Raw genomic sequence first — 14,417 nt, forward strand, 5'->3', positions numbered from 1 at the left:
TGCGTAAAAATGAGCTATGAGCGTTACCGCAGTTAAAGAAGCCGGCCCGGCAAAAGGAAAACCCAAATGGCTTCGGGTAAAATTACCGACAGGGAAGAAGTACACCCAACTTAGAAAACTGGTAGATACTTATAACCTGCATACCATCTGTACCTCAGGGAGTTGCCCTAACATGGGAGAATGCTGGGGGGAAGGCACCGCTACCTTTATGATCCTTGGGAATATCTGTACGCGGTCTTGCGGCTTTTGTGGTGTAAAAACCGGCAGGCCTGAAGACCTTGACTGGGCAGAACCTGAAAAAGTGGCCCGTTCCATAAAAATTATGGGGATCAGGCATGCGGTTATAACCTCGGTAGACCGGGATGACCTGAAAGATATGGGTTCAATCATGTGGGCGGAAACGGTTAAAGCCATAAGGAGAATGAACCCGGACACTACCCTTGAAACCCTGATTCCTGACTTTCAGGGTATTGAAACCCATTTGGACAGAATACTGGCTGTTGCACCAGAGGTTATTTCCCATAATATGGAAACGGTCAGAAGGCTTACCAGGGAAGTTCGTATACAGGCAAAATATGAAAGAAGCCTGGGCGTACTGAAATACCTGAGGGAACAAGGCGCCCGAAGGACTAAATCCGGAATTATGCTCGGCCTAGGGGAAACAGAGGAAGAAGTAGTTCAAACCCTTAAAGACCTCAGGGAGGCCAATGTGGATATCGTCACCATTGGCCAGTATCTGCAGCCATCAAAGAAACATCTTCCTGTAAAGGATTTTGTGACCCCGGAACAATTTGATGCCTATCGCGAAATAGGTTTGGAATTGGGCTTTCGCCATGTGGAAAGTGGTGCCCTGGTACGTTCTTCCTACAAGGCCCATAAGCACATCGACTAACCTCCTTATCACCCCCTTGATTTATGAAAAAAACCATTGCCGTAGGAATCAACGGTTTCGGTAGGATAGGCCGTACCCTGTACCGCCTGCTTTTGGACGTGCCCCATATTAAAGTGGTTATGGTCAACGATCCGGCAGACACCCCTACCCTGGCCCATTTGTTGAAATACGATAGTATTCATGGGGTACTGGCCCATCCCATCACCGTGGAGGGTGACTTTCTTCAGGCTGGCCCGCAGCGTACCCAATTTACCCATTTTGAGACGCCTGAAACCATCCCCTGGGCAGCGGCAGGCGTAGACCTGGTGGTCGATTCCAGCGGGAAGTTTAAAACCAAATCTGCCCTTGAAGGGCATATAAAAGGCGGGGCCAAACGGGTAATCCTGTCTGCACCTCCGGCCGATGAGGATATCCCCATGATTGTCTACGGGGTAAATGAAAAGGAGCTCAGCGCCGGCGAAACCATTATAAGCAATGCCTCCTGTACCACCAATAATGCAGCGCCAATGCTTATGGTACTGGATCAGTTGTGCGGTATTGAACAGGCTTATATCACTACCATTCATTCATATACCTCAGACCAGAGCCTGCATGATCAGCCTCACAAGGACCTGAGGCGGGCCAGGGCTGCAGGGCAATCCATTGTACCCACCACAACCGGAGCAGCCAAGGCCCTTACACGGATATTTCCGCATCTGGCCCCGGTTATAGGGGGTTGCGGGATCCGCGTCCCCGTTCCGAATGGTTCCCTGACCGACATCACGGTTAACGTGCGTAAACCCACTAGCATTCAGGAAATTAATGCTACTTTTAAGAAGTTTTCTGAAAATGAGCTAAAAAACGTCTTAATTTATACGAAAGATCCTATAGTTTCTGTAGATATAAACAATAGTTGCCATTCCTGTACGTTTGATTCTCAGATGACTTCTGTTATCGGAAAGATGGTAAAAGTGATTGGTTGGTATGACAATGAAACTGGCTACAGCAGCCGGATAATCGATACGATAAATCTGATCTTGGATAAACAATATATTTGATTAGCTGCAGACGACATATCGCCTTTGGAATTTTCCTGTTGTTCGGGCTGTTTATCGGCAGTTCTTTGTATGCCCAGGAATCCGGCCAGATTAGGGCAGAATTTGACGCCCATATTGCCGCAGCCCGGTCTTACCGGAACCAGGATAAAATTGTTTTGGCCCTGGAAGCCCTGGACAAAGCATCCTCCTGGGCAGAGGAAAACCTGGACGAAAAAGCCCTGATCGATTCCTATCATCACCTGGCCCTGTTAAACCTGGAAATAGGGAAAATTGAGGCGGCCATGCTTTACTGGGAACGGGTTACCCCCATGCTTTCTAAGGTGGAATACCCTTTTGGGATTGCAGTTTACAAATATATTGAAGCGAAGTTGCGGTTCCTGGAAGGAAACAATTTCCAGGCCATCAATAAATTGCTGGAGGCCAAAAAGGAAAGCAATGACAGAAACCTGTTAAACCTGATCACTCTTTTGGAGGGTGACATCTACAGGGTTATAGGGAAGTTTGATACGGCCAAGACCAACTATAATTCCCTTTTGGTCAATACGGACCCTTACGAAAAAGATTACCTCAAAACCAAGGCATATCTGGGCCTCAGCCTGCTCAACCGAGAGGAAGAAGACCTTCAAAGCAGCATTGATAATGCCCGCAGTGCACTGGAAATAGCCAGGACTAATGAATTTGCAAAAGAAGTTTTACAGGCAAATGAATTACTTACTGAACTCTATGAGCGCAGCGGTCAGTATTCGGAGGCCTTAATCCATATTCAAAATATACAACGCCTGCGGGATTCTCTGTACACCGTTTCCAAATTGAAGGTGGAGACCTCGAAATCTGACAGTGTACAAATTAACTTCATGACAGAACAGCTCAAGCAGCAGGATGAACAAATCCTCCGCCTGAGTGAATCTGCCAACCGTTCTGAAATAACCGCTATCCTCACCTCGGCTTTCCTGACCATCATCTCCTTACTGGCCGTATCGCTGTACCGCAATAATCAGATAAAACTGAAGACCAACGACCTGCTCCAAACTAAAAACAGGGAATTACAGGCCGCCAGGGATTCTGCCGTTATGGCAATGGAGGCCAAAACCAATTTCCTTTCAACGGTTAGTCATGAATTGCGAACGCCGCTGTACGCGGTTACGGGCCTGACGCACCTCTTGCTGGAAGAAAACCCAAGTGAAGCCCAGAAAGAACACCTGAAGGCCCTGAAGTTTTCAGGAGACTACCTGCTGAACTTTATCAACGATATTCTCCAGATCAATAAAATTGATGCGGATAAGCTGGAGCCCATGGAAGTGGAATTCAACCTTAAAAAGGTCCTTACGGAGGTAATGAATTCCCTGCAGCAGACCGCGAAGGAAAACCAGACGGAACTGATCCTGGATTACGACACGCAAATCCCGGGGCCGCTAATGAGTGATCCTTTAAAATTATCACAGATCTTTATGAACCTGGTGGGCAATGCCCTGAAATTCACCAAACAGGGAGAAGTTCTTGTACTGGCAAAACTCATTAAACTGGAAGATGATGTAGCCCACCTGTATTTTGAAGTACGGGATGACGGGATTGGTATCGACAAAGAGCAACAGGAGCATATTTTCGACAGTTTTGAACAGGGTTCCATTCAAATAAACCGTGAATACGGAGGAACCGGCCTGGGGCTTACCATCGTAAAAAGCCTATTAGGGCTTTTTGGCAGCCAGATCAAACTCGAAAGCGAGCCAGGGAAGGGAAGCTCTTTCTATTTTGAATTGCAGCTCAAATGCAAGGATAATATTGTGGATGATATCCCCTTTGAAATTGCCGAAAAGGAATACGAGTTTGACGGGCTGAATGTGCTGGTGGTTGAAGACAACAAGATCAACCAGGTTATTACCAAGAAAATGCTGGCAAAGAAAAATATCAGTTGCGATATCGCGAATAACGGGACTGAGGCGATCTCTCTGGCCAAAACCAATGCGTACGACGGGATATTAATGGACATCCACATGCCGGGGATCAGCGGGGTGGAGGCTACTGCGGCCATAAGGGAGTTTGACCCGGATACCCCTATAATAGCTCTTACGGCCATCTCCCTGGATGACAGTCTTGAAACTTTCTATGCAGCCGGATGTAACGATGTAGTCACCAAACCCTTTAAACCCGAATTGTTTTATCAGAAAATCGGGGAAAACATCGTGGAGCATAAAATGAAAAAAACCCTGAGTTAAAGGGCTGATAAATAGTCTTTGAAAAGCAGCTCTTCCCCAGGGGTGAAATGGTGTTTAACCCCTATTGTAATCATTGCATCCAATTGTCCCCTGAGCCGTACCGCATCCTTCTCAGTGGTAAGTACACACTTTTGCTTTTGCAGTTGTTTAATCTCCCCCGGGCTGAAATTGTGGTGGTCTGCAAATCGCATATGCCGAAATTGCAGTCCAGCCGACCTCAGATAGTTCAGGAGGGGCTCCGGACGGGCAATCCCGGTTACCAGGGTCAAGGGGGTGTCTTTTAAAGTGCTGAGCTCAATTTTTTTTCCCTCAGGAGTCTGGGCCTGCTCATAGGCCAGGCTGGCAAATAAAAGCAACTGCTCTGAATGCAGCTTTAATCTTTTTCGAATACGCTCCCGGCTGACATCGCTGAGTTGTTCAGGAGATTTGGTAACCACTACCACATCTGCGCGGGATGCCTGTGATTTATGGTCGCGGAGGCTTCCTGAAGGGAGGTAAAAGTCCTCTGTGTACAGACTGTCATAGGTGGTAAGCAGGATGCTGCCCCTGGGCTGAACTCGCCTGTGCTGAAAACCGTCATCAAGAATTATCAGGTCCGGAGCCAATAGCTCCTGAAGTTTTCGTATACCCCTTCTGCGGTTGCCGTCAACAGCTATTGTTACTTCAGGGAATTTTTGGTATAGCTGGGCTGGTTCATCTCCCAGATCAGCGGCACTTTTGTCTTTTGCTGCCAGCAAAAAACCTTTTGAATTACGTCCGTATCCCCTGCTTAGAACTGCTACTTTCTTTTTACCCTCAATTTCGCGGAGCAGCCATTCTACCATGGGCGTTTTCCCGGTCCCGCCCACGCTGAGGTTTCCCACACACAAAACAGGCGTGGAAAAAGAAACCGAAGTGAACCACCCCCAGTCATAACATTTGTTGCGCAGGTAAACCACCAGGCCATAGATCAAAGACACAGGAAGCGCCAATTTTCGTATGAAGTTCATAAGAGCGAAAATAGTTTATTTATCTTTGAGAGGCTTGAAAATACAGACCCGATGACTATTAAAGATGTAACCAATCAGCTGGAAGAACTCGCACCATTGTCTTATGCTGAGGATTTTGACAATGTTGGCCTGCTGGTAGGGCAATATAATACTGAAGTAACTGGCATACTGGTTACCCTGGATACCCTGGAAGCAGTTATTGACGAAGCTGTGCAGAAGCAATGCAACCTGATTGTGAGTTTCCATCCGATCATTTTCAGGGGCCTTAAAAAACTCAGGGGGGATACCTATGTTGAACGGGCTATACTGAAAGCCATTAAAAACAATATTGCTATTTACAGTATGCACACGGCCCTGGATAATGTCAGGGAAGGCGTTAACGGCAAGATCTGCGAGATCCTCGGCCTGAAAAACAATAGTATCCTCATTCCCAAAAAAGGAGTGATTCGCAAACTGGTTACCTATGTGCCGGAATCCCATACCGATTCCCTGCTTGAAGGCTTGTTTGAAGCCGGGGCCGGGAATATCGGCAATTACTCCAATTGCAGTTTTCGGTCTGCAGGTCAGGGTAGTTTTACCCCCGGGCCTTCTGCCCGGCCTGCCGTGGGCAAACCTGGTATTCCGCAACTTGAAAATGAGATCAGGCTGGACCTCACCTTCTCATCTGATCGTCAAACTGAAGTTTTGCAGGCACTTTTCAACCACCACCCCTATGAAGAAGTAGCCTATGAGCTGTATACACTTGACAATGCTCATCAACTCCTGGGCATGGGAATGTTGGGCGAGCTTGAAAAGCCCCTGGAAACAGTGAAGTTTCTGGAACTACTTAAAAAACAGATGAATGTCTCTGTCATAAGGCACTCACAATTACTTTCGGGAACGGTCCGGAAAGTAGCCGTTCTGGGTGGCAGTGGAGCCTTTGCCATTGGGCCAGCCCTGGCGGCGGGGGCAGATATACTGGTCACCTCAGACCTGAAGTATCACGACTTCTTTACCGCTGAAGGAAAAATAGTGCTGGCCGATATCGGGCACTATGAAACTGAGCAGTTTACAAAAAACCTTTTGGTTGATTATCTTCGGAAAAAAATTCCTAATTTTGCCATCTCTTTATCCGAGACGAAAACGAATCCCATCAATTATTTTTAAATATGGCATCAAAGACAGAAGCTACAGTAGAAGAAAAATTAAGGGCCCTGTACGACCTGCAGTTAATTGACTCCCGCGTAGATGAAATCCGCAATGTTCGCGGGGAACTGCCGCTGGAAGTTCAGGATCTTGAAGATGAAGTGCTGGGACTTAAAACCCGCGTAGACAAGCTCAAGACGGATGTCGAAACCATTAACTACGAGATTACGGCCAAAAAGAATATGATCGAAGATGCGAAGGCTTTGATCAAGAAATACAGCGAACAGCAGAAAAATGTCCGCAACAGCCGGGAATTTAACTCGCTTTCCAAAGAAGTTGAATTCCAGGAACTGGAAATACAGCTGGCAGAGAAGCACATCAAGGAATTCAAGGCCCAGATCGAGCAGAAAAAAGAGGTTATTACCGAAACCAAGGAGAAGCTCAGCGAACGGGAAACGCATCTGAAACATAAAAAAAGTGAACTGGATGCGATCCTGGCAGAAACCGAAAAAGAGGAAAAAGCCCTTTTGAAGAAATCCGAGGAATTCGAAAAGCAAATTGAAGAACGACTGGTAAACGCCTATAAACGCATTCGCCACAACGTTAAAAATGGCCTGGCGGTGGTTCCTATTGAGCGGGGAGCCTCAGGTGGTTCTTTCTTTACTATCCCCCCTCAGGTTCAGGTGGAAATTGCCTCTCGAAAAAAGATTATTACCGATGAGCACAGTGGCAGAATCCTGGTAGACCCTGTACTGGCAGAAGAAGAACAAGGTAAAATGCAGCAGTTATTTGAAAAGATCAAATAATAACTGACCTACATAAAACACATGAAACCACCTCTGAAGAGGTGGTTTTTTTATGGGGTCTTAACCGGATTTTCCAAAAGTAAGTCCAGGATGCGCCGGGTAACTTCCTCAGAATCCCAGCGATCCTCCAGATCAGGCATTTTCATGATTTCTTTCATGATCCGCTCCTGCTGGTCTCCTAATTCCAGGGCTTCTGTATAAGGCCTGTCTGAAAAAGTAACTCTGGAATAAGCAGGGACCCATTTGTCCGGGTAAAGCGCAGCAAAATGCTTTTCAATCTTTTTTTGCAATAAGAATTCCGGGTTAGCCGTTTTACTGCTCATTTCTATAAAATTACGGTAACTCAATTCCGCGATGGCATCAGCATTGGGTTTTCGTTTTTCCTGGTATTCTGAAAAAATCTGTTCCCAATCATCCCCATGGGTTTCCATAAGATTATTGAGTTCCGAAATATCCTCAAAACCTGCATTCATCCCCTGTCCGAAAAAGGGTACAACCGCATGGGCCGAATCGCCTACCAGAGCCACTTTGTCCCAGTAGGTCCATGGATAGCATTTTATTGTAACTAGGGCCGAAGTGGGATTCTTGAAAAAATCCTCTGTCAGGTTCTCAATGTCCTGCATGACATTCGGAAAATGGGTAGCGAAAAATTTTCTGGCATCAGGCTTGGTCCGGATACTCTCGAAGGATTCATTGCCTTCAAATGGCAGGAAGAGCGTACAGGTAAAGCTGCCGTCCAGGTTGGGCATAGCTATAAACATAAAGGCTCCCCTGGGCCAGATATGGAAAGAATGCTTGTCCAGCTTGTGGGTACCATCCGGGTTTGGCGGGATGGTCAGCTCTTTATAACCTAAGTCTATAAACTCCTGTGAGTAATTAAACCGGCTTCGACGCTGCATTTTATGGCGCACCCTGGAAAAGGCCCCGTCACATCCGAAAACATGATCGAACTGATAGGCTGTCCATTCGCTTTTCTCCGTCTCTCCGGTATAAATTTGTGCAGTTGGCAGGTCAATATCCCAGACCTTTTCTTCGAATCGGAAGACTACTCCGGCCTCTTCGGCAAGGTCAATCATTTTGCGGTTGAGCACCCCCCTGGAAATAGACCAGATGGCTTCCCCTTGTTTCCCGTATTTCTGGTAATATAAAGGGGTGTCTTTGACGTGCAGGGCACGCTGGTATAATGGGATGGCGATTTGCCTGATCGCCTCTTCAATCCCTGCCCCTTCAAGTGCCTTCCAGCCGCGATTACTCATAGCCAGATTGATGGAGCGTCCTGAAAATACCACATTGCGTATGTCTGGTCTGCGATCAAAAACCGTTACCTGGTGGCCTGCTTTTTTCAGATATATGGCAAGCAGAGATCCCACCAGTCCCGAACCGACTATTGCAATGTTCTTTGAACTTTGTTTCATATTAGGGCTAGCCATAAAATCTTAAAGGTACTAAAACTTGAATGTTCCTGATACCCTAAATAGCATGATCCCTTCATTTAGGGAATCCCTAACAGTTTTCTGTTTAATATTTATTTATTTTTGGTAAACAATATGCATGTAAAAAGCCATTTACCTCAAAAGATTTGTCCGGTCTGCAACCGCCCCTTCAGCTGGCGTAAAAAATGGGCGAAAGACTGGGAATCTGTCAAATATTGCAGCAAGCGCTGCAGGAGTTCCAAAAATGATTAAAGACTTATAAGCGGGATACCAACGGACTTCCGCGATTCGATATAGTACTATGAAAACAGCTCTTTATTGGTTTCGAAATGATTTGAGAATCCTGGACAATGCAGGTCTGAGCCAGGCGGGGTCGGCTGATCATTGCCTGGCCGTTTATTGTTTTGATCCCCGCCATTTTTCAAAAACCGATTTCGGCTTTCCGAAAACCGGAAAATTCAGGGCTAAATTCCTTTTGGAAACCGTTGCAGAATTAAAGGACGCCTTAAAAGAGTTGAATATAAGTTTGCTGGTTCACCGGGGGAAACCGGAAGAAGTAATCCCTGAAATCTGCAGGGAACAGCAGGTTAACCATATTTTCAGCCAGGCTGAATGGACAACGGAAGAAGTAGCTGTTTACAAGGCGGTGGAAGCCGCCGTCCCCGCGGGAATTGAGATGACAACATCTTTTGAGCAGTTCCTTTTTCACCCGGATGATATTCCCTACACTTCTTATTCAACTATTCCGGAAGTATTTACCCAGTTTCGAAAAGCCTGCGAAAAACAGGCCTCTGTCCGGACACTTGCACAACCGCTGGCTCCCAAATCTGCAGAAAACCTTATCGATTCAGATACAGGCTTACCCAGTCCTGAACAACTCGGCTTTGAACCCTTTGAACCAGACCCCCGGTCTGCTTTTCCCTTCCGGGGCGGTGAAAAAGCTGCCAAAGAGCGATTAAACCACTATTTCTGGGAGAGTAAAAAACTAAGCTTCTATAAAAAAACACGTAATGGCCTTCTCGGAACGGATTACAGCTCAAAATTCTCCCCCTGGCTGGCAAATGGCTCCCTTTCAGCACGAACCATTTATTGGGAAGTAAAAAAATATGAGCGGGAAATAAAGAAAAACCAGGATACCTACTGGCTGATCTTTGAACTCATCTGGAGGGATTATTTCAAATATATTTCCCTGAAACACGGTCCTAAGATTTTCTTTGTAGGGGGCATTAAAAATCGTGACTACCCCTGGGGGCAGGCCGATGAACTTCTGCAAAGGTGGACGCAGGGCCGTACCGACTGTGATTTTGTAAATGCCAATATGCTGGAACTGGCCCATACGGGTTGGATGAGCAATCGGGGGCGGCAGAATGTAGCCAGCTACTGGGCCAAGGAATGGGAACAGGACTGGCGTATCGGGGCATCCTATTTTGAAAGTTTATTACTGGACTATGATGTGCACAGCAACTGGGGAAACTGGATGTATAATTCGGGGGTTGGAAACGATCCCAGAGACCGGAAATTCAATACTTCGCTGCAGGCAGATCGATATGACCCATCCGGGAAATTCAGACGAACCTGGCTTCAGGAAACCTTATTCTAAAATTTGCCTATGAAAACACTTCGTCTTATCCTCGGTGATCAGCTCAACAGAGAGCACAGCTGGTTTCAATCAGCAAATGAAGAAGTGGTATACCTGATGGCAGAAATGCGGCAGGAAACGGATTATGTAACCCACCATATTCAAAAAGTGGTTGCCTTTTTCAAGGCTATGCGCTTGTTTGCTGAATCCCTTGAAGAGCAGGGGCATAAAGTGCATTATATAAAAATTTCAGACCCGGAATCTGCCGAAGATTTAAATAGCCTGATTAAAAATACAATTGCGGAACTTAAAGCAGAACGTTTTGAATACTTGCTGCCCGATGAATTTCGCCTGGACAAGCAGCTGAAAGAACTTGTAAAAGAACTTGAAATTCCTGCAGAAGCCTTTGATACTGAACATTTTTATACCTCAAGGGAGGAGCTGAGCTCTTTTTTTGAAGGCAAGAAACAACTCCTGATGGAATCCTTTTATCGCATGATGCGCAAAAAGCATCAGGTGCTTATGGAAGGGGAGCAGCCACTGGGAGGGCAATGGAATTTCGACCAACAAAACCGCAAGAAATGGAAAGGGGAACCGGCCATCCCGCCGGAATTGGATTTTGATAAGGACGTAAGCAGCTTGGCCGGCGAAATTGCTGACGCGGGCGTCAAAACCATAGGAAATCTCGAGCCAGAGCATTTCCCCTGGCCGGTTACCCGTGAGGAATCGCTGTCGCTTCTCGATTATTTTTGCGAGCATTTGCTGGTGCATTTCGGTGACTTCCAGGATGCATTGCACACCGAACAAAAGTATCTGTTTCATTCCCGTCTTTCCTTTGCCATGAACAGCAAGCTTATCGCACCCCGGGAGGTGGTGGAAGGTGTTGAATCTTACTATCTAGAAAACAGTGAAGCCATTGACATCTCTCAGGTGGAAGGTTTTATTCGCCAAATCCTGGGATGGCGCGAATACATGCGTGGCATCTACTGGAAGGAAATGCCCGAATACGAAACGCTTAACAAGCTGGAAAACAAGAATCCGCTGCCCGACTTTTTCTGGACCGCCAAGACTAAGATGAATTGCCTGAAGCACGCCATTTCCCAAAGCCTGGAAACGGCTTATGCCCACCATATTCAACGCCTGATGATAACCGGGAATTTTGCCTTACTCGCACAGGTAGCCCCGGAAGAAGTAGATAAGTGGTATCTGGGCATCTATATCGATGCCATACAATGGGTTGAACTCCCCAATACCCGGGGGATGAGCCAGTTTGCGGACGGCGGTATAGTAGCTACAAAACCCTATGTGAGCAGCGCGAACTACATAGATAAAATGGGTAATTACTGCAGTGGCTGCCACTACAGCAAAACGGTCAAAACCGGCGAAAAAGCCTGCCCCTTCAATGCGCTTTACTGGAATTTCCTGGATGACAAGAAGCCGTATTTAAAGGACAACCCCAGGATGGGGATGATGTACAGCCTGCTTGAAAAGAAATCGGCAGAAGAACTCAGTGGATTGAAAGAACGGGCTGCAGAGATTATCGCCAATCCCGACCGTTTCTGAACCATTTAACCTTTTGATAACCTGAGTGAAGATCTGAAAAAGCAGCCTTTACGTAAATAAAGTATAGGTATTTCCCGCTTCGGCGTCTATATATATCAGAAGACCTTCTCCTGCCACGGCAGAGAAGGTCTTTTCTCTTGATTTGTTTGTGAATACCTTACTCCAGGATGCCGTCCACAATACCGTATTCAACAGATTCTGCAGCGTCCATCCAATAATCCCTGTTAAAATCCTTCATAATCTTTTCATAGGGCTGGCCACAATTCTCGGCAAGGATCTTTGCTCCTATCTCACGGGTTTTAAGGATTTCCTTTGCCTGAATTTCTATGTTGGAAGCCTGCCCCCTGGCCCCTCCGCTGGGCTGGTGGATCATGACCCGGGCATGCGGCTGTATAAATCTGCGCCCCTTTTTTCCAACGGAAAGCAGGATGGAACCCATGGATGCTGCCAGACCTGTACAAACAGTGGAAACCGGGCTTTTAAGGGCCTTTATGCAATCGTATATGGCAAATCCGGAAGTAACATAACCTCCGGGGCTGTTTATCAGCAATTGGATTTCTTTATGATTTTGCAGATCCAGGTACAGCAAACGGTCGATTACATGCTTGGCGGAATCATCGTCTACCGCTCCCCATAAAAACACCTTTCGTTCCTCCAGTAACCGACTATCAATGGCTTCCTGTACTTTTCCTTTTTTTGCGCTCATGCTACGTATTTGGTTAAAGGTCAAAAATAATCAAATTATAAGAAATGCAGTGCCATTAGAGTAAAGTTCTCCTGCTTTAAAATTCCTTCCCGCGACCTCCCGTGGCAGCCGCGTAAATTCTGTAAAAGGGGGTGTTTTCCGGGCTTCTAAAAATCTGCTTCAGCGTATTTTAAAAGATGGTATCTTTGACGTAAAATAAAGATCATGAACCAGCGTATACTCCAATTATTTCTCTGTCTTTTAGCTGTGGTTGCCTGCAAGGATAACCCAAAAGAAACCGAACAACCGCCAGTAGCAGAGCCCCATATGGAACAACCGATTCTGGAAAAACTGGCCGAAGCCCACGGATATGAAAAATGGAAGGATATATCAGAAATCCGATTTACATTCAATGTCGATCGCGGCGATCAGCATTCGGAGCGCTCCTGGATCTGGAACGTAAAAGATAATCGCGTAAGCCTGATGATGAATGGGGACACCCTAAGCTATCTGCGTTCGGAGGTAGATTCTACTCTAATGGGGGCAGATGCCCGGTTTATCAATGATAAATACTGGCTGCTAGCACCCTATCAATGGGTCTGGGACCAGAATAGTTTCGAATACACCATGGAATCCAAACAACCCGCTCCAATCTCAGGGGATAGTCTGGAAAAACTAACCGTGGTTTATACCGGCCCTGGGGGGTATACCCCCGGCGACGCCTATGATTTCTATCTGGACAAAGACTCAATGGTCCGGGAATGGGTTTTCAGAAAAGGTAACCAAAAGGAACCTTCTATGATTACCACCTGGGAAGGGTATGACGATTACAATGGCCTGAAAATCTCCAGTATGCATACTAATGCCGAAGGCTCTTTCAAACTTTATTTCACCGGGATTCAGGTAAATTAATCCCGGCAGATCAGTTTTTCCTGTGGAGGGTGTAAGTGGCCAGAAGGACCAGGGCGGCACAGACCAGAAGCACCCAAAAACTGGTTTTCAGGCTGAAATTTTCCGCCAGGTAACCCAGAACCGGCGGAGCTGTAAGGAAACCCGAATAGCCCGCCCCAGCGATAAAGGCGATTCCCTGGGAGGAGTCTACCCCTTTTACCTTGCCGCCAATGCGAAACAACTCAGGAATGATTACGGAAAATCCCAGGCCAATTAGCCCGAAACCTGCAATAACCGCATAAATTGCAGTAGAGAGGACCGCCAGATAGCCCAATACGGCAATGGCGCTTCCCAGGGCCACAATTTTTACGGAACCGATTCGCGCACTGATTGCATCCCCCATAAATCGTCCCAGGGTCATGGTAACAGAAAAGGCAAGGAAACCGCTGCCGATCAGGAATTCCGGGGCATTCGCAATCTCCTGCAGGTATAATCCGGACCAGTCTACCACAGCGCCTTCACCCCCCATTACCATAAAAGAGACTATTCCCAGGATTAACAGAGGTCTGAACAATTTCAAACTAAAACCCTCTTTTTCCACCGGGGCAGCTTTTATTTGGACATAATGATTCCTGAAATACAAGTTAATCCCAAAAACCAGGACAATAACCCCAAGCATGTGCCAGGCCGGGTTCCCTATCAGCAAAATCAGAAAACTGCCCATCCCCGCAAGCACACCCCCCAGGCTGAAAAATCCATGGGCTGCAGACATGAAATGTTGCCTATCCTCCTTCTCTATTTCCGTAACCAGGGTATTCATTGAGATATCCGTAAATCCATTGGAAGCACCAAAAAAGAACAAGGCTATAACAAGGCTCAGGTAATTGGGAGCGATCAGTGGAAAAAAAGCAAAGAAACTACTGCTGACCACTCCGTACCAGGTTGCCCGTCCCACCCCCAAATAGTTGATGATTCTGGTTGCCAGGGGGAAGATGGTAAAAACCCCTAGGGAGAGGAAAAAAATGGCAATCCCCAGGCTGGCCTTGTCAATTTCCAGACGTTCTTTAACAGTTGGAATGTAAATGGCCCAGGTACCGAACCAGATGTTCAGGCTGGCAAAGACCCAGGCCGGAGCAAAATAACGGGGTTTGGATAAAATGAGCCTCAGAGATTTCAACGGAATGGTCTGCTGTTATAGAGATAG

At 46.7% G+C, this 14,417-nt stretch carries 13 protein-coding genes; 9 read left to right on the forward strand and 4 right to left on the reverse strand.

The window, feature by feature from the left end:
• Positions 1-16: 16 nt before the first annotated feature.
• From lipA to ACT6NU_RS01950, 3 genes are read left to right on the forward strand one after another with little or no spacing between them, the layout of a single operon-like run.
• Positions 17-892 carry a lipoyl synthase gene (gene lipA, locus ACT6NU_RS01940; protein WP_445382776.1) on the forward strand — a complete coding sequence of 292 codons (876 nt, stop codon included), beginning with the start codon at positions 17-19 and terminating at the stop codon, positions 890-892.
• A gap of 23 nt (positions 893-915) precedes the next feature.
• On the forward strand, positions 916-1,929 hold the full coding sequence (gene gap, locus ACT6NU_RS01945) for a type I glyceraldehyde-3-phosphate dehydrogenase (RefSeq protein WP_445382777.1): 1,014 nt from the start codon (positions 916-918) through the stop codon (positions 1,927-1,929).
• Positions 1,926-4,142, forward strand: a complete 2,217-nt coding sequence (locus ACT6NU_RS01950; RefSeq protein WP_445382778.1) for an ATP-binding protein — start codon at positions 1,926-1,928, stop codon at positions 4,140-4,142. The genes gap and ACT6NU_RS01950 overlap by 4 nt, the downstream gene beginning before the upstream one ends.
• Here the strand turns inward: ACT6NU_RS01950 and lpxK are convergent.
• Positions 4,139-5,131 (reverse strand): tetraacyldisaccharide 4'-kinase, encoded by a 993-nt coding sequence (gene lpxK / locus ACT6NU_RS01955; RefSeq protein WP_445382779.1) that lies wholly within the window; start codon positions 5,129-5,131, stop codon positions 4,139-4,141. The genes ACT6NU_RS01950 and lpxK overlap by 4 nt on opposite strands.
• Before the next feature lie 51 nt (positions 5,132-5,182).
• Here lpxK and ACT6NU_RS01960 point away from each other — a divergent pair, with 51 nt between their 5' ends.
• Together ACT6NU_RS01960 and ACT6NU_RS01965 are read left to right on the forward strand one after the other, a co-directional pair.
• Positions 5,183-6,277, forward strand: coding sequence for a Nif3-like dinuclear metal center hexameric protein (locus ACT6NU_RS01960; protein WP_445382780.1), 1,095 nt, complete (start codon positions 5,183-5,185; stop codon positions 6,275-6,277).
• A gap of 2 nt (positions 6,278-6,279) precedes the next feature.
• Entirely contained in the window at positions 6,280-7,062 is a 783-nt protein-coding gene (locus ACT6NU_RS01965; protein WP_445382781.1) for a zinc ribbon domain-containing protein, read from the forward strand.
• A gap of 50 nt (positions 7,063-7,112) precedes the next feature.
• Here ACT6NU_RS01965 and ACT6NU_RS01970 read toward each other — a convergent pair whose 3' ends face one another.
• Positions 7,113-8,477: an FAD-dependent oxidoreductase gene (locus ACT6NU_RS01970; RefSeq protein ID WP_445382782.1), complete on the reverse strand. Its 1,365-nt coding sequence runs from the start codon at positions 8,475-8,477 to the stop codon at positions 7,113-7,115.
• A gap of 132 nt (positions 8,478-8,609) precedes the next feature.
• Here ACT6NU_RS01970 and ACT6NU_RS01975 point away from each other — a divergent pair, with 132 nt between their 5' ends.
• From ACT6NU_RS01975 to ACT6NU_RS01985, 3 genes are read left to right on the forward strand one after another with little or no spacing between them, the layout of a single operon-like run.
• On the forward strand, positions 8,610-8,747 hold the full coding sequence (locus ACT6NU_RS01975) for a DUF2256 domain-containing protein (RefSeq protein WP_445382783.1): 138 nt from the start codon (positions 8,610-8,612) through the stop codon (positions 8,745-8,747).
• A 49-nt stretch (positions 8,748-8,796) separates the two neighbouring features.
• Positions 8,797-10,095, forward strand: coding sequence for a DASH family cryptochrome (locus ACT6NU_RS01980; RefSeq protein ID WP_445382784.1), 1,299 nt, complete (start codon positions 8,797-8,799; stop codon positions 10,093-10,095).
• A 9-nt stretch (positions 10,096-10,104) separates the two neighbouring features.
• Positions 10,105-11,637, forward strand: coding sequence for a cryptochrome/photolyase family protein (locus tag ACT6NU_RS01985; RefSeq protein WP_445382785.1), 1,533 nt, complete (start codon positions 10,105-10,107; stop codon positions 11,635-11,637).
• A 157-nt stretch (positions 11,638-11,794) separates the two neighbouring features.
• Here the strand turns inward: ACT6NU_RS01985 and ACT6NU_RS01990 are convergent, their stop codons facing one another.
• Positions 11,795-12,343 carry a ClpP family protease gene (locus ACT6NU_RS01990; protein WP_445382786.1) on the reverse strand — a complete coding sequence of 183 codons (549 nt, stop codon included), beginning with the start codon at positions 12,341-12,343 and terminating at the stop codon, positions 11,795-11,797.
• A 204-nt stretch (positions 12,344-12,547) separates the two neighbouring features.
• Between ACT6NU_RS01990 and ACT6NU_RS01995 the strand changes: the two genes are divergently transcribed.
• Positions 12,548-13,234 (forward strand): hypothetical protein, encoded by a 687-nt coding sequence (locus tag ACT6NU_RS01995; protein WP_445382787.1) that lies wholly within the window; start codon positions 12,548-12,550, stop codon positions 13,232-13,234.
• A 10-nt stretch (positions 13,235-13,244) separates the two neighbouring features.
• Here the strand turns inward: ACT6NU_RS01995 and ACT6NU_RS02000 are convergent, their stop codons facing one another.
• Complete coding sequence (locus tag ACT6NU_RS02000; RefSeq protein WP_445382788.1) at positions 13,245-14,390, reverse strand: MFS transporter; 1,146 nt, start codon at positions 14,388-14,390, stop codon at positions 13,245-13,247.
• Positions 14,391-14,417 lie beyond the last annotated feature (27 nt).

Source organism: Robiginitalea rubriflava, assembly GCF_052540725.1.